Genomic DNA, 22,156 nt, shown 5'->3' with positions numbered 1-22,156 from the left:
GAAAGTTAAACTAGGTGGCAGGCCGGTTTAATGCATAAATCAGGAAGCCCGTATCTCAAGAATGCCACAAAAAGTCCTCCTTGTTCTCCATCAGGCCACGTCCGATCCCGGTCGTGTCGGTGAAGCCATCAGAACACGCGGTTTCGAGTTGGACATGCGAATTCCCGCCATCGGTGATCCCTTACCGAAGACGATGGATGAACATGACGCAGCCGTTATCTTTGGTGGGCCGATGAGTGCGAATGATGATCACGAAGCCTTTATTCGTGACGAGACCAAACTGATCGATGTCATCCTGAAAAGTGAAACACCCTACCTCGGCATCTGTCTTGGCGCCCAGATCATGGCCCGCGCCCTGGGTGCGCGCGTCGCAGAACATGAAGACGGCTTTCGTGAGATCGGCTATTACCAACTCACCCCGACCGAGAATGGCAGCCCCCTCTTTCATCAGCCGATGCAGGCCTATCAATGGCATCGAGAGGGCTTTGATCTGCCACAAGGTGCAACTCTGCTCGCAAGCGGAGACCTATTCCCGAACCAGGCTTATCAGGTCGGAAAAAATGCCTTTGGCATTCAGTTCCATCCGGAAGTCACCGAAGCGATGAACCGCCGCTGGGCAAAAAAGGCAGCCCATATGCTGTCGGATCCGGGGGCCCAGTCCGCCGAAGTACAGCTGGAAGGTCGCCGTCAATATGACGAAGAGGTCAGAAACTGGCTCGATCGCTTTCTGGACCACTGGCTGCCGCCTTTAGCACAGCAACAGGCGGCCTTTGGCAGTTAGACTCTAGATCACGCGTTTGGACCGCAAATCCGCGAGCTCTTCTTCGGAATAACCAAGCCCTTTCATGATCTCGTCTGTATGCTCACCCAGCGTCGGCGCCCGTGTTTTCATTTTGGTGTCCGTTTTGGACATCTTGATCGGCAATTCCGTAAGCGGGATTTTCCTGTCGAAGCCCGGATATTCCATTTCCTTCATAAGTCCCATTGCCGCGAGATGCGGATCATCCAGCACTTCCTGTGGCGACATGACGGGACCACAGGGGAGCCGAACTTCATCCATGGCCGCAATCGCCTCTTTTGTCGTGCGTTCGGCACACCATTTCGCCATACGTTCGGAAATAATCTCATTATGATCACCGCGGCTCTGGTCTGTCTTGAAGCGCGGGTCCGTCAGCCAGTGATCCTCACCGATAAGCTTGGTCCAGCGCTCAAACAACGGCCAGCCGAGAGACTGCACCAGAACCCAGCCGTCCTTTGTCTTGAATGTGTCTCCCGGTCCAGCACCTTGTGCGCGGTTTGCCGTTCCAACCCGATTAAGCTTTAACATCGCCTGTTCCATCAGCGTGACACTTGAAATGAGTACGGACGAGCCAAACAAAGATGTATTGATGGCTTGCCCCTCACCCGTCATATCACGATGTCGCAGCGCGGCCATCGTCCCGATGGCGCCCATTAACGCTGTCGTGAAGTCGACATAAGGGCCATAGAGCTTACGGGGCTCACCTTCGCTTCCGGACATATGCATGACACCGGACATTGCCTGCCCAAGGCCGTCAAAGCCAACACGGTTTTTATAGGGCCCCTCATCCCCGAAGGCGGACCCGTGCGTGAGGATAATGTCTTCCTTGACAGCCTTCAGGCTCTCATAATCGAGACCCATCGTCTGCAGTGTTTCAATCGGCAGGTTGGCAACCACGACATCCGCGGTCTTCACCAGACGTTTGACCACTTCCCGCCCTTCGGGCTTCATCGGGTTCAGGGTCATCCCTTTTTTGTTCTGTGCCATCTGCATGATCATGCCGCCATCACCAGTCTGATCCTCTGTCAGCGGTGTGATATAGCGATCCTCACTACCGGTGAGTTTTTCAATCCGGATAACTTCCGCCCCAAAACTGGACAACACCGTCGCACAATAGGGCCCGGCAATATAACGGCCAAAATCCAGAACCCGAATTCCCGATAAGATATTCGACATTTTTCATGCTCTCCTGATCATTCTTGTTATTTTTTCCAGGAATATTCATATCCCGCTTTCCGTGCAAGAATGCCTTTGATGGAAAGCTTTGGCAATGACTTAAGCTCACAGGTTGCTGAAAACTTCGCGGACCTGTCTTCCGGCGGTTCTGAATGCCTGCGCAATTCTAGGCGGCGTGTGTTCCCCGGATCGGATAGTCATTTTCCCGGATAAAACGGATTCCGCGGAGTATCGCCCCAAGTTCCGGTCGGGAAAAGGGCGCGTTTGAAATATCAATGATTTGAATTGTCCCGTCCGGACGAAGAACAAACAGCCCTGGTTCCGGAAACAGCTGATCGGTCTCCTTCGGCGATCGGGGATCAGATATATACAAGCCGAATGTCTTCATCTGATTGACTGAGAGATCATAACCAACAGGAAAAGTCAGATTATTTTCATCGGCAACCGCTGACGCTTTCTCAATACCATCTCCTGAAACCGCAACGACATCCACTCCTGCCGCCTCAAAATCGTTTTTCAGGCCTTCAAGCTGTGCCAGATAGCGCATGCAAATCGGACAATGCTTCCCGCGATAGACGATGACGAGCTGCCATCGATCCACGTTGGAATCTGACTTACCAAGGGTAACTTCGCCCCCGGCAACAAGTGAAACAATAGTTTCAGGGAATTTCTGCCCTGCTGTCAGCTTGGTGTCTGTCATCGTCAACCCTCTTCGCTTTGGCCCAAATCCAGCTAATTTATTTTAGAATGATCATTCCAATAAATTAGGTCCTATGCCGATGAATGACAAGAGGCTTTGAGATGTCAGAGAGCGGTTGCTTTCACTCAACAACAAGCTGGGTCAACTGCCAGATCGATCGGCCGTAGTATTTCTCCTGCGCGAGTTCCTCATCCATATCATATGGATAAATTATCCAGAAAGGCGCATACACATCTTCTTCCAACCATTCACCGTCCATCTTGTAGGCAATGATCACGTCATAGTCCATCGCATCGGAAATGGGGATTTCAACCGTATAGCCATCTTTGGCCATTGCTTTCAGGATAGTTCCGTCTGCTTCCACCTTGTCCAGAATATCGCGAAGGAAAACGCCGCGAAAGCGTGTCTTGCCGGTTGTCCATGGGCTGGAGGTGACAATGACAACCGGCTTGGAAGCAGCCATATCTCCCGGACTGAAATAAATTGCCCCATGTTCAGACTTGATATTCCCTGTAATCGCAAGCTTGGTTTCTTCTGCCGCCGCGACAGAGGCGCCAATCATGATCAACAGGAACAACATGGCCCAACTCAGAGTAATCCGGTAGATTACGGTTTCACTCTTCAACGCATATGACTTTGCCAATATCCTGCTCCCATAATATATTTGAGCTGCCAAATATCCATGACAGCCAACAACACCCTGTTAGAAAATACCGCCTTCCATCAGCGCAAACAGCGATAATAATGGAGGCAATCGTTATAATCGTATATGTAGCCGATACTGAAGTTTACGTTCAAAGGTTTTTTTTATGAAGCGTACATTGTTTGTCGCCTCGAACCGACTGGGCGATGCGGTTCTAACGACGGGAGTGCTTCATTACCTCCTAGAAACAGAACCGGATATTCCAGTTACCATTGTTTGCGGCGATATTCCCAAAAGCATTTTTGAGGGTGTTCCGGGAGTCGATCGTGTCATCGGAGTGAGGAAGCGCCGTTTCAGCCTGCACTGGCCGGAGGTCGCTTTATCCCTCGGCCCCGTGATCTGGCATCGTATCGTCGACTTTCGGGGCTCTCTTCTGGGGTTTCTCCCGGCACGTCATCGCCATATATGGCGCGGTGGAAAAGATGATATCCATAAGGCACAGGCCAACGCCCGGCTTATCGGTCTTGATATGCCTCTACCCCCTCGTATTTTGCCGACGCCAGGCCAGATCAATGCATCAGGAAAATGGCTCGGTCCCATTGATCAGCGCGGAAAAATCCTGGCGCTAGCTCCAACGGCCAACTTTTATCAGAAACAATGGCATCATGAGAATTATCTAAGACTAGCGAGAGAATTAACGGCAAAGGGCGGCATCATGGAGGGTGCCCGCATTGCAGTATTTGGCGCCCCCGGCGAGGAAGCCCAGGCGATGCCGGTCGTTCATGCTTTACCGGAAGAACAGGTTATCGACCTTGTTGGCAAAACAACTCCTATGGAAGCAGCGACCATCCTTTCGCAATGTGATCTATTCGTCGGGAACGATTCCGGACTGATGCATACGGCGGTGGCCGTCGATATTCTGACCGTAGCCCTGTTCGGTATCGGCAAACCAACGGTCTACCGTCCTTGGGGCGATCGCTCCCTTTGCCTTCAAAGCTCACCGCCGGGGACGCCGATTATTCGATCTGAAGGATATTCCGATCTCAATCCAGAGGAACCGCTTCCGTTTGAATTTGTCCTTCAGGAAATCGAGGGCTTTTACGCCCGCATTACCGAAAGATAACACCTCGGATGTTCAGGATTTAACCTCGCGGAACGGCGTTACGCTAGAATCAAAAGAAAACTGGTGATTATAGAGATCCGCATAGACCCCTTCTTTTTTCAGGAGCTGGTCATGTGTACCGCTCTCGACAATCTCGCCGGCAACCACGACATTGATCACATCCGCATCGAGAATTGTTGACAGTCGATGCGCGACGACAAGCGATGTCCGCCCTTTCATAAGATGTTTGAGCGCCGCCTGAATTTTCCGCTCCGATTCTGTATCCAATGCCGATGTCGCCTCATCCAGCAACAGGATCGGAGCGTCTTTCAGCATTGCCCTGGCAATTGAGATACGTTGTTTCTGTCCGCCGGACAAACGAACGCCATGGCTTCCGACAAGAGTGTCATATCCTTTTGGCAGGGCCGACACGAAATCATGAACCGCCGCTGCTTTTGCGGCTTCGACAATCTTGGCATCACTCACATCGTCCCGCCCATATGCGATATTAGCCCTCACCGTGTCGTCAAACAGGAAAACGTCCTGACTGACCAGAGCTATTTTTTGGCGAAGCGAGGCAATCGTTACGTCCCGTATGCTTTGGCCATCGACCAGAATGTCGCCGCCATTGACATCATAAAACCGTGGAATAAGGTTCAGAATAGTCGATTTGCCGCCCCCGGACGGGCCTACCAGGGCAATCCTTTTACCGGCGCCCATTTGCAGCGAAATATCCTTCAGGACCACCTCATCCGGATGATACGCAAAGTTGACATTCCTGAACTCGACTTCGCCATTGTGAAACTCAAGTGGAGCGGCATCAGGCTTATCAACTATTTTATGTTCTATATCCATCAGTGTGAATATTCGCTGCGCCGCGGCGAGGCCTGTCTGCATTCGCGGGAATAGCTTTGCCACACTTTTAATGGGCTGATAGGCGAGCATGATGGCCGTAATGAAGGCAAAAAATGTACCGGGGGTCATCGCCCCCTCAATGACATTGCTGGCGCCATAAAAAATAACACCGGCAATCAAAAAGCCGGCAAGTGTCTCGACAATCGGCCCGCTTGACGCTTCAATACGCAGCGCCTTGAACTGTATTTTAAACCGGTCTTCGATAACATTGTCGCCTTGCTGCACCGCTTGAGTTTCTCGATCATAGGCTTTGACAACACGAATCCCTTGAAAATTTTCCTCAAGAAACGAGCTGAAATCCGCTGTTTGCGCGAGCACCTTACTTGATGCCTTGCGGGATCGCTTCCCCAATTGCCGGATTGCCAGTGCACCCGGTGGCAGGACAATCATGATAAACAACGCCATCTTCCAGTCATAATAGAACAGAGACCCAATCAGGAATATCGCTGTCAGGCTGTCCTTGGTCATCACGACCAGCGTTTGCGTCGCTACTGTTTTCAGGTAATTGGTATCAAAAACGAAGCGTGAGATCAGACTGCCTGAAGCGTTATCGTGAAACCAAGCAAGATCCGCAAAAACCAGCTTATTGAAGAGGTCTTTCTGTATGTCAGCAACAACCCTAGTCCCGATCCAATCCATAACAATCGTCTGGCCATAGGTCGCAAAACCGCGGGCCGCGAAAATGAAGACAACGGCGAGAGTAGTATAGACAACGAATTCCGGATTCTTGTCGAAAAAGACTTCATCGATAATAGGTTTCATCACGAAGGCCGTTGCCGTCGCCGTCAACGCACTTATAATCATGAAGAAAATTGCCAGAAAAAGGCGGCCTTTATAATGGGCGACGTAGTCACGCACCAGCCGATCGTAAAGGACTATCGTCGCCGATTTAGGCAGTGTTTCAAAAGCTGTTTCGCTCAATCTTTTACCCGGTTTTGCTTGTCACAATTGTTCAACTCGTACCATAGCCACTACCTATCTGACAGAAAAATCACCGTTTTCCGCGCTTAGAGAAGCCAATCACAACCGAGATACAACAGTTTCAGTTTTCATTGAAACCAATCTGAAAAGAACGTCCGGTTCATTCATTTTAGTATTGATAATGATTATCAATTTCATTATCAATACTAAAATCGAGTTTGAAAATGAAATTCACGTTCAGAAAGTTATAAGTCCATGCCTAAGTACCGATTACAATCGGCGAATCTATCCTTAATTGATAGCCATTACTGCGCCGCTTTCCTTGTACGGATTCTCCGTCGCTGCCGAAGAATCCTCCTATCCCGTGATTAGTGGAGAGCTCTCCATCGAGATTGAGGATGACTGGACATATCGATCCGATGATCCGGATGCGGAGTTTAATGATCTTTATCCAACGGTAATTCTGGGAACGAATGTTGCGTTTACGGAAACAATATCCCTCAATTTCGAGGCGACGATGGAACCGGTCGAGGACCCCACAGGCGATCGGGCATTCCAGGACCTGGGTGGATATCTGAATATCGCCACAATAAATTATGACGGCGAGGTGATCTCCGCCTATGCAGGTAAATTTACGCCTAACTTCGGGATTGCCTGGGACATTGCTCCCGGCATTTTTGGAACCAATCTCAATGAAGACTATGAACTGGCAGAGATGATTGGTGTTGGAGGCGGTTTTCATTTTGAAGCGGCAGGTGAACATACTTTAACCGCCAGCACATTTTTCCAGGACACGACCTTCCTCAGCAACTCAGTTGGCAACAAACGCGGACCGGTAAGACTGTCCGACGGCGGCCCTGGTAATACCGAGGATTTCTCCTCCTTCGCTGTGGCTCTTGACGGTGGCTTCGAAAATCTGGCCGGATTTCGCTATCATACCGGTTTCTCATCCCTCGCCTCGGGACAAGGCGGAGATGCCCGGCAGCTGGGATATGCCATTGGCGGCGAATATGCCTTTCTTGTTGGTGAAGATGTCACCATTTCACCCATGGCTGAGTTTGTCTATTTTGACAATTATGGCGGCATTGATAACGACACCGCCAAATATCTGACGACCGGTGTTGCTGTAAATTATGCAAACTGGGTGGCCTCCACAACATATCAACGCCGAGATACAAAAGCCGCTGGAGTCTCCACGGATGACTACGTCCTGGATGTCACCCTTGGATATCTCTTTGACATGGGCCTTGGTGTCGCCGCCGCATGGCGTGACGCTGAAGAAGGCGGCGTTGACTCCGAGGGACTCGGTTTTCTCGTCTCTTATGCAATCGAATTCTAAAAATGAGATATTCAATGAAAAACTTCACTCTTTTCGCAGGCATTTCCTGCGTCGCCCTTGCCTTGGCTTTCCCGGGTCAGGCATCACAAACTGATCCGGTTCGTAATATTTCAAGCTACGCCCTTGATAAGGAGGCCGCAGGATATGTTCCGGACTATGATGCCTATCCGGTTATTGCAAATTATGCTTCTCTGGTTGCTGCGACTTACGAACAAGCGTTAATAGATGCAAAAGACCTGCAGTCCGCAATACAGGTACTTCTGGATAATCCCACTAATGACACATTGAATGCGGCAAGGAACAGTTGGATCAATGCCCGGACGAGCTATCTTCAAACTGAAGCATTTCGTTTCTATGAAGGTCCGATTGATTTTGTCGATGACAAGGCCGGGACTGAAGGACCGGAAGGACGTCTCAATGCATGGCCGATGAACGAAGGTTTTATTGATTATGTGGAGGGGAACCCCGACGCCGGAATTATCAATGATCTCTCTATCGAGATAACCGCAGAAAGTATCCGCGAGTATGATCAGGTTGAAGACGAAAGTGATGTCACGACGGGATATCATGCCATCGAGTTTCTTCTATGGGGACAGGATTTAAACGGCGCCTCTGCGGGCAATCGCCCTGTATCTGACTATATCGCAGGCAGCGAGAAAACCGACCGGCGTCGGCTCTATCTCAAGACCGTCACAGAAATGCTCGTCAAAGATCTCGATGGCTTGGTCACAGCCTGGAATACCAGCTACCCTGACAGCTATGCCGCGAAGTTCAAGAGCTTCTCTGATCGCGAAGCTCTTGGCCGAATTCTCACATCACTTGCGACATTAAGCGAATTCGAACTGGCTTTAGAGCGTATTGCTACCGGCCTAGATAGCGGCGATCAGGAAGATGAGCAATCCTGCTTCTCGGACAACACCCGCAATGACATGATTTATGATCAACGCGGTATCCGAAATGTCTACTTCGGCGCTTATGGGGACGTTGCCGGCCCCGGCCTGGACAGCCTCGTTGCCCGTCTCGCACCGGATCTGAACACAAAAATGATTGCAGCGCTCAATCGGACAGATGGGGCGATGGCCAAGCTCGACCATCCCTACGATACGATTCTTGCATCTGAAGCGGATAGCCGCGCCCGGCAGGAAGCGGAAGCCGTCATTACCGCTTTACAGGCCCAATCAGACGTGATCAAAGACATCGGAAAACTGCTTGGTGTTCGGGTTGTTGTGCCGACGGGCGGGTGACGGCTAAAGCGAGGTAACTCAATGAAACCGGCGCTGTGGATTTATACAACACTGTTGTTTGCGCTCGTTTTACCAATTCACGCGGTGGAAACGCCGCGTGATGTACTTGTTCGCATCACAGATGCACCGGGCGGTGAGACAACCCAGCCCACACGCGGAAAAAACTCCTTTGCGCTTCCGGCCGCCAACATAAACCGGGATCAGCTCCGGATCTTTTTCTTTGGCAACAAACTATTTAATACAAACTGGGTGATCGCACCTGCGTCCGTAAAAACGCTGGATGGACTCGGGCCAACATTCAATCGTGTTTCCTGCTCCGGTTGCCATCTGCGCGACGGGCGCGGCCAACCGCCGGAGAAAAGGGGAGACGAGTTTTTATCCATGCTTTTCCGGCTGAGCATTCCTGGCAAAAATCAGCATGGCGGCCCCAACCCACATCCGGTTTATGGTGATCAGCTGAACGACCGCGCCAATCCGTCTATTCCGGCGGAGGGGAAAGTGATTATCGACATTCTGGAGCACCCTGGCGAATTTTCCGACGGCACACCCTATTCTCTCGCCGAACCAACATACCATTTCACTGATCTTGCCTTTGGACCGCTTGGACCCGATATCATGGTTTCCCCCCGCGTAGCGCCTGCTGTTTTCGGGCTGGGTCTGCTGGAAGCTATCCCTGAGGCCGATTTACAAGCCTTGGCCGATCCAGATGATGCGAATAACGACGGAATATCCGGTCGCCTCAATCATGTCTGGGACGAAACGGATAAATCCATCCATATTGGCCGATTTGGCTGGAAGTCTAATGCGGCAAGCCTTCGTCACCAGAACGCGGCAGCCGCGCTCGGCGATATCGGTATTACAACGAACTTTTTCCCTGAGCAAAATTGCCCTCCCGCGCAAAATGAATGTCAGGAAGTGCCGTTGGGAGAAGAGCCGGAGCTGAGTGATACATTCCTTGATAAACTGACCCTCTACACCCAGACGCTCGCCGTTCCGGCGCGCCGTGACGTGACAGATGAAAACGTTCTTGCCGGTGAAGAACTGTTTCATGAAGCGGGCTGTGCCACATGCCATGTTCCGACATTCGTTACCGGCACTCATCCCGATCTCAACCTACTATCTAACCAGAAGATTCATCCTTTCACCGACCTTCTGCTTCATGACATGGGTGATGAGTTGGCGGACGGACGCCCGGATTTCAAGGCAACCGGTCGCGAATGGCGAACCGCGCCCCTCTGGGGTATCGGGCTGGTGCAGTCAGTCAACAAGCATAGCCGATTCCTCCATGACGGCCGCGCCCGATCAATTGAAGAGGCAATCCTCTGGCATGGCGGGGAAGCAGAAAACGCGAAGGAATCTTTCCGCAACATGGAAATTTCAAAACGAATGCAGCTGCTGGCGTTTCTTAACTCGCTCTAGGGGCTGGAAGCAATTTGCAGACGGTCATGTCGCCGCACACGCATCCACAATATTCCGGCGAGCAGCAAGCCGATTGCCGATAGTACGGCCATGAAAAAGAAGCTGTAGGAGCCATCGTGCTGATGCAGCCAGCCGGCAACTATGGTGAAAATCCCGAAGAAAATGCCCATGGACAAGCTGTCATATAACCCTTGTGCCGAGGCGGCAATTGCAGCAGGCACGCGTTTGCCGATATAGGCAATGAAAGACATATACAAAAGAGCAAAAGTCAACGCGTGAAGGGTTTGCGCAAAAGCGAGCAGAATTGGTGATGTCCCGATCGCAATAAGTATCCATCGCAACATTCCCCCGGCAGCGCAGACTGCAATCAAAGGTGTCGCACCGAAACGACGGATTAACCGACCCGAAATTGCAAACATGCCGATCTCGGCAACGACACCGATGACCCAGAACAATGTAATTTCGGCGTTCGAATACCCGATGTCCGCCCAGTGAATTGCACTAAACCCGTATAGTCCGGCATGTGTGGACAGCAGCAAGGCAACAGTGACAACAAACAAAGGAAAATTTGGAAGAGAGAGCGGCTTAAAAAAAGGGGCCTTTCCGGCTTCCGGCTCTGTCCGAATTCCAGGAAGTAAAAACGAAGCGGAGAGCAGGAAGGCGGTTACCAATATCATCGCCACATAGATCGCATCCTCCCCATAGTAGTCCGCGGCGGCGCCAACAAGGACGGAAAAAATGATAAAGCTGATGGAACCCCAAAGCCGGGCTTTGCCGAAATCAACGCCAACCGTTTGCTGTGCCCTTAACGTCAGGCCGTCCGAAAGAGGAACAGTGGAAGAAAGTGCGGCCCCCGCGGCCCCCCAAATAATCGCATAGAACAGCCAACCTTCCACATAAGGCAATATGAGAAGCGCGGAAAGAACAAGAATGGCAAGAAGCGTCAGAATAGGCTTTCTGTTCCCGGTCACATCCGCAATCCATGAGGTGAGGGGAACAAAGAGCAGTTTCCCCCAATAAGCCGCCCCAAGAACAACCCCGACATACTCGATTGAGACATAATGCTCAAGCCAGCGGGGCCAAAGCGGAATGGCAATTCCGTAAACCGAGAAAAAAGCGATATAATAAAGCGACATACGAAGATGTGCGGACCGCTTTGTATACTCAGCCTCAGCCATTGCTGCAATCTCACAAGAAGGGAAATATCTTTTTAGCGGATAAGCTCGAACCCGTAAAACAGGAAATCCAGATATCTGTACCTTGCAGATTTAAAAGCACAATAAATAGGAGTATTTTGTAAATTAAAAACTCAAATAAAGAGTACATCATGCAATTTATAGAAGGATATTTCTCATATTAAGCTAACAAACGGGTGTTTCCCCCTCCCCACATCTTTAAATGCCTGATATACTATTGGAATGAGCGCACCCGAAGAAAAAGAAAAGTATGATCGTAAGGAAGAGTTATCCTCTTCCGATTTTCGTATCATCAGCTGGATCGGGATAATCAGTCAGCAGACTGATACCAAAATGCGTCAGTTGCTTGATGGCACCGATGTGCCGCCGCCGCAGTTCATGCTCCTCAACCATTTCATACATCAGCCCGAAGAAGGCAAGACCGTCTCGAAAATTGCCTGGGCGTTGCAGCAACCGCAACCAGGTATTACCAAAACGATCGCAAAAATGTTGAAAAAGGGCTTTTTGCGGACGGAGGAGAATCCTGAAGACGGTCGCTCCAAATTCCTCTATCTCACAGATAGTGGAAGAAAGGCCCATGAACAGGCGCAAGCCCTGCTCGAGACTGAAATGGCTGATATCTTCTCAGGATGGCGGGAATGGGAAAAGAAGGATTTCTTCGGCTTCCTGGATAAGCTCAAAACTTATATTGACGATAACCGTTAAACCTCGGGTTCCGGAGCCGCCTTCGGGTTCTTTTGTGCAGTCCGCATATTAATGATACCAACCCCGACAAGCGTGATCGTCCCACCGATAAGAAAACGCAGGGTGATCGGCTCTGAAAACAGCACGACACCAAAGATCACCCCGAATATAGGCGCGAGAAGTCCAAAGGGCGTCAGCACTGAAATCGGATAGCGCTGTATCAGAAAGTACCATCCACCATGAGCAATAATTGTTGTCACAATGACGACGAAAGCAAGCGCACCCGCCGCTTCCCAATCCATTGACATGACAGCATCAAATTGCCCGGTTTCGGTAGCGAAAGAAATAAGCATCAGTGGCAGGACAGATATGGCTCCGATCCAGGCCTGCATGGACATTGTGCCGACATTTTGTATCTGCCGCATCAGAATGAGGCCAACCGCCATGAATAGTCCCGCAAAGGCCACAAGCCCTACTCCTTCGAGCTGGTCAAATATGACAGGATCAAATCCGAGGAACATGACGCCGCCGAATGCCATGACGATTCCCAGAATCCTGCGCCAGCCAATCGTTTCCTTCAGGACGATAACCGCCAGAATTACGGAAAAAGGGGCAATAAGCTGGCTTGTAATGGCTACCGCCGTCACACCGCCTGCGGCATAAATTCCGAGATAAAGAAAGGTGAAGTGAAAGATACCGACCATCACGGCAATCCAGAAAATTGCCTTCATCCGCCCCTTGACGATTTTCAGGAAGGGAGACAACAAGATCGCCACAAGACCAAACCGCAGGGCGGTGAAAAAAAGGGGCGGGAAGTGGTCAAGTCCGACTTTTGATGCGACGAAGGAAAACCCCCATATGGCACTTATCACCAAGGCCATTGCGATATGTGGTAGTGACATGACGGATACTTCCAGCTTTTCTTGAGAAGCAAAGTGGGCTTATGGATAAATAACATGCACGAGCGGCGACATTGCCCTGCCGCAGGAGAACACCATATATTTCAGGTTTGGTTGCCAATTACAATTCAGAAGTTGAAAACAGCCCTTAATCGACCTATTCATCTGGACAACGATATGGAGATTTAATGGATTCTGTAACCCAGTTTGTTTTAGGGGCGAGCATATCCGGCGCGCTTCTTGGTCCGCGCATCGGCGCCAAGTCATTGCTGATTGGCGGCATTGTCGGGACGCTGCCGGATCTTGACAGCCTAATTCCCATCGATGATGCCATCGACAGCATGACGTATCATCGGGGGTTCAGCCATTCAGTTTTCATTCAGACTGCGCTTACCCCGGTCATTGCGCTGGCCATCGGTAAAATTGTTCCATCAAGCTGGGCACATAAAAAGATACTGTTCCTGACCGTATGGCTGGTGCTGATCACCCATAGTTTGCTTGACTCGCTGACAACATATGGAACGCAGATTTTCTGGCCGTTTGATTTCGGCCCGCCCGTCGCTTTTCCTTCCGTTTTTATCATTGACCCCGTATATACCCTCCTGTTGATAACCGGCGTCTTTGCTGTCTTCTTCATGCGGAAAAAATCCGGTGGATTTCGAACCAACCAGATTGTTCTCGCGCTCAGCTCCGCATACCTCCTGGCCGGGCTTGCCAGTAATCTGATCATTTCAGACCGGGTAAAGGCGGATCCGGATTTCAAGGACATGCGCATTCACGTCCAACCCACCGCCTTTAATTTGTTGGTGTGGCAAGTCACCGGCGTGTCTGATGATCGCATTGCAACCGGATTGATGAGCCTGACGAATGAATGCGGTGTCCGCCATCTCGTAACCGCTGATCGAAGAAATGCGCCGCGCGATCTCGAAGATATTCCCGCCTCGGTCAAGCGACTTGAATGGTTCACAGATGGCTTTTACACTTATGGGGAAAAAAACGGGCGTCAGACAATCTCGGACCTTAGAATGGGCTTTTATCCGAACTACGCCTTTTCCTTCAATATTGCCGAAGATAGCGACGAGGGCGTTGTCGTTATTCCGCCGGAACGCATTTCTCTCACCTATGAAGAACGGGCTGGAGACATGTTTCGCTATATGGCTGATACCCTGGATAGCTGCTAAGCAGGACAATAGAAACTTAAATCCACCAATCAATCGTAATAAAAATTACTGGCGAACTGCTTTTTCGCGGGGTAGTCTTTTTAACAACGAGCCGACCTCAATGAACAAACAATATTCTTCCGGCGGAATCATGATGCATTCAATTTATACAGCCGGGGACCTGAGCGGCATACATCAAATAATGTGCAGTCTTCACCTTGCCTGATACAGGAATAGAATCCAATCAAGCGATGCGGCCAGCGACCCTTCTGCTCCCGCATATGGCACTTCTGCTTGCCGTTATACTTCTCGGTCTCTCCTTTGTAGGCATCAGGGCCATCATGATGGATCAGGAGGCTCCCGCGTCTCTTGGTTTTTTACGCTACGGGATAGCAACGCTGGTGTTACTCCCGTTCCTGTTGCATCGTCGTTTTATCATGCCGCCGCTTCATATCGTCATTGTCATCGCGGCCCTCGGCGTCCTGCAGTTCGGCTTGTTTCACCTTTTCGTCAATACGGCGCTTGAAGAAATACCTGCCTCCCGCGGCGCCGTGATTTTTGCCCTGATACCAATTTTGACCATGTTGATCGCTGCCATGGCCGGACGCGATACGCTGAATACCATCAAGCTTTTCGCGGCAATACTGTCGTTCATTGGTGTCGCCGTCGCCATCGGAGAAAAGGCTTTTACGGAGGGCAGCGCCTCCACAGGCTGGACGGGAGAGCTCCTGTTTTTCATGGCGGTGTGCTGCGGTGCAACCTACAACGCCTTCGCCAGCCGACTTATGCAAAACCGCTCTGTCGTTCTGATGACGATCATCGGAATGAGCGCCGGGACGATGGCAATTTTCCCATTTGCCTTTGGCGAGGGACTTGGCGGTGTCATCCGGGGATACAATACAGAAGACTGGCTCTGGATACTTTATCTGGCAGGTCCCGCTGCCGCATTCAGTCTCTTCCTCTTTAATTGGGGATTGCAGCAACTTTCTCCATCCCAGGCCGCCATCTATGTTCCGATCGCACCGATTATGGCGGCGGCTTTCGGCGCACTGATACTGGACGAGCATCTTTCAAGCCTGTTCCTTCTGGGGCTAGCTTGTGCGGTTAGCGGACCGATTATCCTCAACTGGCGACGAGCAGTGTAACACCCCCGGATTGACTGTCATAAAAGTGAATACACTTGGTTTCTATAAACCGGTAGACTGAAAGCCTGACAATTAAGGGAAAAGAATGATCAAAAATCGGCTGCAAAACCTCCTCATCCAATTAATCCTTGTCATGACGCTTACCGGAATCAATAGCCCTGCTATGGCGATTGACACTGTCTCACTCGGACCACGTCCTCTGTTCCTGATCGATGACATGGAAGCAGGTGAGTTGAAGGAAAAGCTTCAGCAATGCCAGGCCGGACCATTCTCCACATCGGATTTTTCCATAGGACATCGTGGCGCCGCCTTGCAATTTCCGGAACACACGAAGGAGAGCTACCTCGCTGCGGCCCGTATGGGCGCAGGGATTATCGAGTGCGATGCGACCTTTACCAAGGACAGGGAGCTGGTTTGCCGCCACTCCCAATGCGACCTGCATTTGACAACGGATATCCTGACCCGACCGGAACTTGCCGCCAAATGCTCGGTTCCCTTTAGTCCGTCGGACGGCAGCGGAAGCAAGGCAGCCGCCAAATGCTGCGCATCCGATCTTACGTTGGCGGAGTTCAAAACACTGCGCGGCAAGATGGATGGCGCCAACACGGCTGCCGAGACCGTGGCCGAATTTGTCGCGGGCACACCGGGATGGCGAACCGATCTTTATGCTGCTACCGGAACATTGATGACCCATAAGGAAAGCATCGATCTCATCGACAGTCTTGGCCTTAAATTTACCCCGGAACTTAAATCGGCCGATGTTCCGATGCCATATGAAGGTGACTATGGCCAGCAGGACTATGCAAAGGCGCTGATTGCCGACTACAAGGCCGCCGGGGTCGCCCCTGAGCGCGTTTTCCCACAGTCATTTAATCTGGATGATGTGCTTTACTGGATCAGGAATGAGCCGAAATTTGGGGCACAGGCTGTTTATCTGGATGATCGCTATCGCGGCAATGGTATAAATCCCGATAACCCGGCCAGCTTCTCACCAACCATGCAGGAACTGAGTGACCTGGGCCTCAAATATATCGCACCGCCGATCTGGATGCTTCTCACGCTTGATGAAACCGGAAAAATCATTCCATCCGCCTACGCAGAGGAAGCGAAGAAGGCTGGCCTTAATATCATCACCTGGACGCTGGAACGCTCCGGCTCTCTTGCCAACGGAGGAGGCTGGTACTATCGCAGCGTCAAGGATGCCATCGATAAAGAGGGCGATATGATGACTGTCCTTGACGTACTGGCAAAGGATGTCGGAGTTAAAGGTGTCTTCTCCGACTGGCCGGCCACAACAACATATTATGCAAACTGCATGGGGCTTGATTAAGCCTCATTCGCCGCGAGCAGTTTGGCATTCCCGCCGGAAGCCGTTGTATCAATGCTGAGCGCCCGTTCCGCGACCATATAATCCCAGTTTTGGGTACTCGTGATGAGCGGAATGATAGCCCCTTCCCGCGCGGCCACCGCCTTACGATAACGGACAAAGTCATATTCACCGACAGTAAGGGCAACACCGCCGAGAGACGGGAGACTGCTGACGAGCAAGGACGACAGCGGGACGGGCAGAGATGAGATCAACCCTTTTGGAAGTTTTGATTTTTCGAACGCGGCAATCACCTCGTCGGCTTCCAAAGGCGCATCTGCCAGAAGGATTGTATTCCCGGTTAGCAATGCCCGCGTCGCCAGGGGCAGCGCTGACTTTCCGGCGCAGATCATAACGCCTCGTCCATGCAGGCTCAGACGGTTGCTCTCTCCTGTCGGACCGATAAGATCCTTCGGCCGCGGATCATAACCAGCCGCGCTCTCCAGAGCTGTAGTCATCTCCCGAGCCGCGTTTTCACCAAGTCCGCCGACAATATCTCGCAACAGGGAAAGACGGTCATCCTGTCGATCCCATTTTAACTGAGCCTTTCGCGCCTCAATTGCCAAAGCGAGCACTTCTTTTGAAACTGCCGCATCTTCTGTGTCGTCGGAAGATGCCACATGTAACGGCTTCTCACTTTCGGGCTTTTTCATAAATCGTCGCAAGTACAACGGCCCACCCGCCTTCGGGCCCGTACCAGACAGCCCCTCTCCGCCAAAAGGCTGCACCCCAACGACCGCCCCGATCTGGTTGCGATTGACATAGAGATTTCCAACATGAGCCAGATCGCAAACATCCTGAACCCGAGTATCGACACGCGTATGCAGCCCCAAGGTCAGGCCATAGCCGGTGGCATTGATTTTTTCCACGACCTTGCTGACGTCTTGTGCCTTGAAGGTTGCGATATGGAGCACGGGGCCGAAAATCTCCCGCTCCAGTTCGTTAATATCGCCGATACGATAGGCCGCCGGCCCAACGTAGCAGCCCTTGCCTCCTTCCTTCGGTACCGGAATTTTCCGGATCAACTTGCCTTCAGATTCGAGTTTATCGCAATGGGTTTCAATCATTGCTTTTGCCTCTGCGTCGATCACCGGACCAACATCCACCGAAATATCCCAGGGATTCCCGACCCGGAGTTCCGCCATCGCTCCATCCAACATTTTTGTCACCTTCTCCGCGACATCTTCCTGCACATACAGAACCCGCAAGGCTGAGCAACGCTGCCCGGCGGATTGGAACGCCGATGCCACAATATCGCGCACCGCCTGTTCGGGAAGAGCACTGGAGTCAACGATCATCGCATTGAGCCCGCCTGTCTCCGCAATCAATGGTGCCTCCGGATCTGCATTCTCCGCCATTCCACGGGAAATCCGCTGCGCGGTGTCTGTTGATCCAGTGAAGCAGACGCCCTTTACTTGCGGATCGGAGACAAGTGCGGCGCCGACGACCGCCCCGTCACCCGGCAGGAATTGTAGTACATCGCCGGGGATCCCCGCTTCTAGCATCAACTCAATAGCCCGCGCGGCGATGAGAGGCGTTTGCTCCGCCGGTTTTGCAATCACGCTGTTACCCGCGACCAGCGCCGCCACGATCTGGCCCGTAAAAATCGCAAGGGGAAAATTCCAGGGCGAGATACAAATGAAAAGACCTCGCCCGACCATATCGCCATTTGCGGCATCTTCACGCGCCCGCAGCGCATAGTAGCGGCAGAAGTCTGCCGCTTCCCGCACTTCGGCGATACCGTCCATCAGTGACTTTCCCGCTTCACGGCTGAGGAGGGCCATTAACTCGACACGATGTGATTCGTAAAGATCAGCGATGCGTTCCAGAATGGCGGCCCGTTCCTCTGCCGGGACTTGCCGCCAGCCTGGCGCCCCGGACACAGCAACAGTGATGGCCTTTGCCACATCCTGTTCTGTCGCATCAGAGCATTCTCCCACGATATCCGAGAAAAGCGACGGGTTCTTGACTTTATGCAATTTCCCCTCAACCTCTTTGCCGTCAATCCGGGGAACCGCCCGCCATTTATATGCCTTGAACTCATTCCGCGCCTTGTCAAAATCAGCAAGAGTTGCCGGGTTCGGAAAATTGATACCGGATGAGTTTGCACGCGCCTTTCCGTAAATAGCGCTTGGAAGCGGTATTTTATCGTTCGCAATTGAAGGGTACTCAAGAATTGCCGTGACCGGATCGCGCACCACCTTTTCCGGCGGCACTTTCTCATCCAGCACCTGATTAACGAAAGAGCTGTTCGCGCCATTCTCCAGCAACCGCCGCACCAGATAGGCAAGCAGATCTTCATGCACGCCGACTGGCGCATATATCCGGCACCGGTTCTTGTTTTGCTTCATGACCAGATCATGCAGCCCTTCCCCCATCCCGTGGAGGCGTTGAAATTCGAAATCGTCATTCCCCTCCGCCATTTCCAGTATGGCGGCAACCGAATGGGCATTATGGGTCGCGAACTGCGGATAGATATGATCCGTCATCGAAAGAAGCTTTTTCGCGCAGGCGAGGTAACTCACATCGGTCGCGGCTTTTCGAGTGAAAACCGGGTATCCTTCATATCCCATGACCTGGGCGAGCTTGATCTCCGTATCCCAATACGCGCCTTTGACAAGACGCACCATGATCTTGCGGTTCAGCTTTTTGGAGAGCGCATAGAGCCAGTCGATCACATAGGCGGCACGCGGGCCATATGCCTGTACAACCACCCCAAAGCCATCCCAACCCTTCAAATCAGGATTTGAAAGAACAGCCTCGATGATATCCAGGGAAAGATCGAGGCGATCCGCTTCCTCAGCGTCAATATTAAACCCCATGCCGGCATTCTTCGCCTGAAAGACCAGAGACGACAGGCGGGGCACCATTTCATCCAGAACGCGCCTCTTTTGTGTATATTCATAACGCGGATGCAGCGCCGACAGCTTAACCGAAATTCCGGGGTTGCTGCGAATATCATGATTCCGGATACGTTCGGAAATACTGGAGATCGCCTTGGAATAGGCCATGAAATAGCGCTGTGCATCCTCTGCCGTGCGGGCGGCTTCACCCAGCATGTCATAGGAATAGCTGCAGCCTTTTTTCTCCATGCCGCGGGCACGGTCCATCGCCTCCTGGATATTCCGGCCCAGAACGAACTGATGCCCCAGAACCTTCATGGACTGGCTGACGGCGGTGCGGATGACCGGCTCGCCTACCCGCTTCACCAGCTTGCGAAGCTGCCCCACGACATCAAGCGCCCCATCACCAAGCGGATGCACGACCTTTCCCGTCAACATCAGTCCCCATGTGGAGGCATTCACCAGCGGCGAGGAGGAATGGCCGAGGTGCTTGCTCCAGTCTGCGGGCGCGATCTTGTCGCTAATCAGCGCATCCATGGTGATCTCGTCTGGCACCCGCAACAATGCTTCGGCAAGACACATCAACGCGACGCCTTCTTCCGTGGTCAGGCCATATTCACTGAGAAAGGTCTCCATGACGCCGGGATCATCGGCGCGGCGAAGATCTGCGACAAGATGCGCAGCCTTATCGACAATCTCTTTCCGGGCAGCCTCGGATAAATCGAGATCACCGATCAGCTTCCTCACGGCCGCCGCTTCATCCGTAATATAGTGGTTGCGGATATCAGCACGCAGGATCGGTAATTTCTTTTCTGGCATGACGCACCTCGTAAACAGGATTTGACCGGAGTTTTAACTAACCACCCCATACTACCCATTTTAACACAGGCTTTCAGACCAAAATACCAACCTGAATATTACTCTTTGATGGAAAAAGGAAATTAGAATTTACTTTTTTCCTATCGTGAGAGCATTTTGAAGGGTATTAGACCATGAAAATTTTTATGGACGGACTTTAAAGCTGGACACACCGGTTGTCCTTAATGGTGCTGCCATATCCGCGAAATCACACAGGATTTTGCGGGTATCACGGGGATCGATAATTTCCTCAATCAGGAACCGCTCCGCTGACCTGAATGGCGACCGGAGACGATTCAATCTCTCCTCAATTTCTTCCAGCTTTGCCTTTGGATCATCCGACGCTTCAAGTTCGGATTTATAGGCCGCTTCCAACCCGCCCGCAATCGGTAGAGAACCCCAGTCACCGGATGGCCAGGCATAGCGAAGATTGAAACGGCCTGAATTCATATGGGCGGCACCTGCAACGCCGTAGGTTTTACGCACCAAAATGGCGCACCAGGGAACGGTTGCCTGAGCTATTGCCGCCATTGCCCGCACGCCATGCCGGATCGTGGCTTCATCTTCGGCTTTCCGACCGACAAGGAAGCCCGGTATATCGACAAGATGCGCGACCGGCAAATGGAAGGTCTGCGCCAGATCGACAAAACGCAATACTTTTTGCGCGGCACTTGCCGTCCATGCACCACCGTAATGATAAGGATCGCTTGCCATGATCGCGACAGGCCATCCATCCAGGCGGGCAAAGCCGGTAATAACCGAGCGTCCCCACTTCTTGCCAATTTCAAAGAAGCTGTCCTTATCGACAGTCGCTTCGATAATTTTGCGCATTTTATATACTTTGCGGGCGTCTCGTGGAATCGCGTCGATCAGCCATTCTTCCCGCCGGTTCGGATCATCTCCTGTCTCCACCCGCTCGGGCAATTCAAAGACCGACGGCGGCAGGTAGGACAGGAAACGCCGCACCTTTTCGAATGCCTCTTCTTCCGAATTTGCTTCGTCATCAACCGCCCCGTTGCGCGTATGTATATCGGAGCCACCCAATTCATTCTTGGTCAGGATTTCGCCTGTGCGCGCAACAACCGGCGGCCCGGCAACGAACATCTGAGAGGTTTCCTTGACCATGACGGAATAGTGACTTGCCGCGACGCGGGCAGCACCAAGGCCTGCCGTCGATCCAAGTGCCATGGCAACAACCGGCACCTTCGAAAGATTATCGATAACGACATCCCATCCGCGAACCTCAGGCACATAGGTACGCCCCTCAGTTTCAATGGTTTTAACAGAACCACCACCACCTGTGCCATCGACAAGCCGGACCAACGGCAATTGCAAGGAGCTTGCCATGTTTTCCACATGAATCAACTTTTCCCGAATACCGGCGTCGTTGGCCCCGCCACGTACGGTAAAATCATCTCCGGCGACGACCACTCGCCTGCCATTGACGCGCCCGCGCCCAGTGATCAGGTTTGCCGGTTGCACATCCAGAAGATTGCCGTCTGCATCATACTCCCCGCGGCCAGTAGTCGAACCGACTTCTTCAAAAGTGCCGTCATCCAGAAATTTATCGATCCGGTCGCGCACCGTCAGCTTTCCCGCATTTACATGACGCGCAACTTTCTCTTTCCCGCCCATTTGCTGCACAAACTTCTGGCGAAGTTTTAGTTCTTCTATTTCTTTTTCCCAACTCATCCGGATGTCCCCTTTTTTATTGTTATTTTATGGGTTCGGGCCGTAGCGCGAACGC

The 22,156-nt window shown here is 51.9% G+C and carries 17 protein-coding genes; 9 read left to right on the top strand and 8 right to left on the bottom strand.

The window, feature by feature from the left end; translation table 11 throughout:
* The first annotated feature begins 34 nt into the window (after window positions 1-34).
* Window positions 35-781, top strand: a complete 747-nt coding sequence (locus AAC599_RS13295) for a glutamine amidotransferase (RefSeq protein WP_340151010.1) — start codon at window positions 35-37, stop codon at window positions 779-781.
* Window positions 782-784: 3 nt separating this feature from the next.
* On the opposite strand, the gene AAC599_RS13290 is transcribed toward AAC599_RS13295, so the two are convergent.
* The 3 genes from AAC599_RS13290 to AAC599_RS13280 form a co-directional block, all read right to left on the bottom strand.
* Complete coding sequence (locus AAC599_RS13290) at window positions 785-1,975, bottom strand: CoA transferase (protein WP_340150890.1); 1,191 nt, start codon at window positions 1,973-1,975, stop codon at window positions 785-787.
* 166 nt (window positions 1,976-2,141) lie between these two features.
* Entirely contained in the window at window positions 2,142-2,675 is a 534-nt protein-coding gene (locus AAC599_RS13285; protein WP_340150889.1) for a peroxiredoxin-like family protein, read from the bottom strand.
* 121 nt (window positions 2,676-2,796) lie between these two features.
* Window positions 2,797-3,318 (bottom strand): molybdopterin-dependent oxidoreductase, encoded by a 522-nt coding sequence (locus AAC599_RS13280; protein ID WP_340150888.1) that lies wholly within the window; start codon window positions 3,316-3,318, stop codon window positions 2,797-2,799.
* 166 nt (window positions 3,319-3,484) lie between these two features.
* On the opposite strand from AAC599_RS13280, the gene AAC599_RS13275 reads away from it, so the two are divergent.
* Window positions 3,485-4,441: a glycosyltransferase family 9 protein gene (locus AAC599_RS13275; protein WP_340150887.1), complete on the top strand. Its 957-nt coding sequence runs from the start codon at window positions 3,485-3,487 to the stop codon at window positions 4,439-4,441.
* Window positions 4,442-4,453: 12 nt separating this feature from the next.
* On the opposite strand, the gene AAC599_RS13270 is transcribed toward AAC599_RS13275, so the two are convergent.
* Window positions 4,454-6,256 (bottom strand): ABC transporter transmembrane domain-containing protein, encoded by a 1,803-nt coding sequence (locus AAC599_RS13270; RefSeq protein ID WP_340150886.1) that lies wholly within the window; start codon window positions 6,254-6,256, stop codon window positions 4,454-4,456.
* A gap of 295 nt (window positions 6,257-6,551) precedes the next feature.
* Here AAC599_RS13270 and AAC599_RS13265 point away from each other — a divergent pair, with 295 nt between their 5' ends.
* The 3 genes from AAC599_RS13265 to AAC599_RS13255 are packed head-to-tail and all read left to right on the top strand — an operon-like array spanning window position 6,552 to window position 10,258.
* Window positions 6,552-7,595: a hypothetical protein gene (locus AAC599_RS13265; protein ID WP_340150885.1), complete on the top strand. Its 1,044-nt coding sequence runs from the start codon at window positions 6,552-6,554 to the stop codon at window positions 7,593-7,595.
* 14 nt (window positions 7,596-7,609) lie between these two features.
* Entirely contained in the window at window positions 7,610-8,839 is a 1,230-nt protein-coding gene (locus AAC599_RS13260; protein WP_340150884.1) for an imelysin family protein, read from the top strand.
* Between the two features lie 21 nt (window positions 8,840-8,860).
* Complete coding sequence (locus AAC599_RS13255) at window positions 8,861-10,258, top strand: di-heme oxidoredictase family protein (RefSeq protein WP_340150883.1); 1,398 nt, start codon at window positions 8,861-8,863, stop codon at window positions 10,256-10,258.
* On the opposite strand, the gene AAC599_RS13250 is transcribed toward AAC599_RS13255, so the two are convergent.
* A complete protein-coding gene (locus AAC599_RS13250; protein ID WP_340150882.1) occupies window positions 10,255-11,436 on the bottom strand; it encodes an MFS transporter in 1,182 nt (393 codons plus the stop codon). The two genes, AAC599_RS13255 and AAC599_RS13250, sit on opposite strands and share 4 nt — an antisense overlap.
* Window positions 11,437-11,676: 240 nt before the next feature.
* Here AAC599_RS13250 and AAC599_RS13245 point away from each other — a divergent pair, with 240 nt between their 5' ends.
* On the top strand, window positions 11,677-12,159 hold the full coding sequence (locus AAC599_RS13245; RefSeq protein WP_340150881.1) for a MarR family transcriptional regulator: 483 nt from the start codon (window positions 11,677-11,679) through the stop codon (window positions 12,157-12,159).
* Here the strand turns inward: AAC599_RS13245 and AAC599_RS13240 are convergent.
* A complete protein-coding gene (locus AAC599_RS13240) occupies window positions 12,156-13,040 on the bottom strand; it encodes a DMT family transporter (RefSeq protein WP_340150880.1) in 885 nt (294 codons plus the stop codon). The two genes, AAC599_RS13245 and AAC599_RS13240, sit on opposite strands and share 4 nt — an antisense overlap.
* 185 nt (window positions 13,041-13,225) lie before the next feature.
* Between AAC599_RS13240 and AAC599_RS13235 the strand changes: the two genes are divergently transcribed.
* The 3 genes from AAC599_RS13235 (at window position 13,226) to AAC599_RS13225 (ending at window position 16,672) form a co-directional block, all read left to right on the top strand.
* A complete protein-coding gene (locus tag AAC599_RS13235) occupies window positions 13,226-14,218 on the top strand; it encodes a metal-dependent hydrolase (RefSeq protein ID WP_340150879.1) in 993 nt (330 codons plus the stop codon).
* A 230-nt stretch (window positions 14,219-14,448) separates the two neighbouring features.
* A complete protein-coding gene (locus AAC599_RS13230) occupies window positions 14,449-15,342 on the top strand; it encodes a DMT family transporter (RefSeq protein WP_340150878.1) in 894 nt (297 codons plus the stop codon).
* Between the two features lie 85 nt (window positions 15,343-15,427).
* The gene (locus tag AAC599_RS13225) at window positions 15,428-16,672 is read left to right on the top strand and encodes a glycerophosphodiester phosphodiesterase family protein (RefSeq protein ID WP_340150877.1); all 1,245 of its coding nucleotides are present in this window, start codon (window positions 15,428-15,430) and stop codon (window positions 16,670-16,672) included.
* On the opposite strand, the gene putA is transcribed toward AAC599_RS13225, so the two are convergent.
* Together putA and AAC599_RS13215 are read right to left on the bottom strand one after the other, a co-directional pair.
* On the bottom strand, window positions 16,669-20,370 hold the full coding sequence (gene putA, locus AAC599_RS13220) for a bifunctional proline dehydrogenase/L-glutamate gamma-semialdehyde dehydrogenase PutA (protein WP_340150876.1): 3,702 nt from the start codon (window positions 20,368-20,370) through the stop codon (window positions 16,669-16,671). The two genes, AAC599_RS13225 and putA, sit on opposite strands and share 4 nt — an antisense overlap.
* A gap of 183 nt (window positions 20,371-20,553) precedes the next feature.
* The gene (locus tag AAC599_RS13215; protein WP_340150875.1) at window positions 20,554-22,101 is read right to left on the bottom strand and encodes a carboxyl transferase domain-containing protein; all 1,548 of its coding nucleotides are present in this window, start codon (window positions 22,099-22,101) and stop codon (window positions 20,554-20,556) included.
* Window positions 22,102-22,156: the final 55 nt, after the last annotated feature.

It is taken from the genome of uncultured Sneathiella sp. (genome assembly GCF_963976355.1).
GTDB lineage: Bacteria > Pseudomonadota > Alphaproteobacteria > Sneathiellales > Sneathiellaceae > Sneathiella.
This window is presented reverse-complemented; position numbering and strand designations above follow the sequence as displayed.

Bases quoted from the DNA above. Each gene is read 5' to 3' on its own strand.
- AAC599_RS13285 (WP_340150889.1), bottom strand. From the start codon at position 2,675: ATGACAGACACCAAGCTGACAGCAGGGCAGAAATTCCCTGAAACTATT.
- AAC599_RS13255 (WP_340150883.1), top strand. From the start codon at position 8,861: ATGAAACCGGCGCTGTGGATTTATACAACACTGTTGTTTGCGCTCGTT.
- AAC599_RS13275 (WP_340150887.1), top strand. From the start codon at position 3,485: ATGAAGCGTACATTGTTTGTCGCCTCGAACCGACTGGGCGATGCGGTT.
- AAC599_RS13245 (WP_340150881.1), top strand. From the start codon at position 11,677: ATGAGCGCACCCGAAGAAAAAGAAAAGTATGATCGTAAGGAAGAGTTA.
- AAC599_RS13230 (WP_340150878.1), top strand. From the start codon at position 14,449: ATGCGGCCAGCGACCCTTCTGCTCCCGCATATGGCACTTCTGCTTGCC.
- AAC599_RS13235 (WP_340150879.1), top strand. From the start codon at position 13,226: ATGGATTCTGTAACCCAGTTTGTTTTAGGGGCGAGCATATCCGGCGCG.
- AAC599_RS13225 (WP_340150877.1), top strand. From the start codon at position 15,428: ATGATCAAAAATCGGCTGCAAAACCTCCTCATCCAATTAATCCTTGTC.
- AAC599_RS13215 (WP_340150875.1), bottom strand. From the start codon at position 22,101: ATGAGTTGGGAAAAAGAAATAGAAGAACTAAAACTTCGCCAGAAGTTT.
- AAC599_RS13260 (WP_340150884.1), top strand. From the start codon at position 7,610: ATGAAAAACTTCACTCTTTTCGCAGGCATTTCCTGCGTCGCCCTTGCC.
- AAC599_RS13240 (WP_340150880.1), bottom strand. From the start codon at position 13,040: ATGTCACTACCACATATCGCAATGGCCTTGGTGATAAGTGCCATATGG.
- AAC599_RS13290 (WP_340150890.1), bottom strand. From the start codon at position 1,975: ATGTCGAATATCTTATCGGGAATTCGGGTTCTGGATTTTGGCCGTTAT.
- putA (WP_340150876.1), bottom strand. From the start codon at position 20,370: ATGCCAGAAAAGAAATTACCGATCCTGCGTGCTGATATCCGCAACCAC.
- AAC599_RS13250 (WP_340150882.1), bottom strand. From the start codon at position 11,436: ATGGCTGAGGCTGAGTATACAAAGCGGTCCGCACATCTTCGTATGTCG.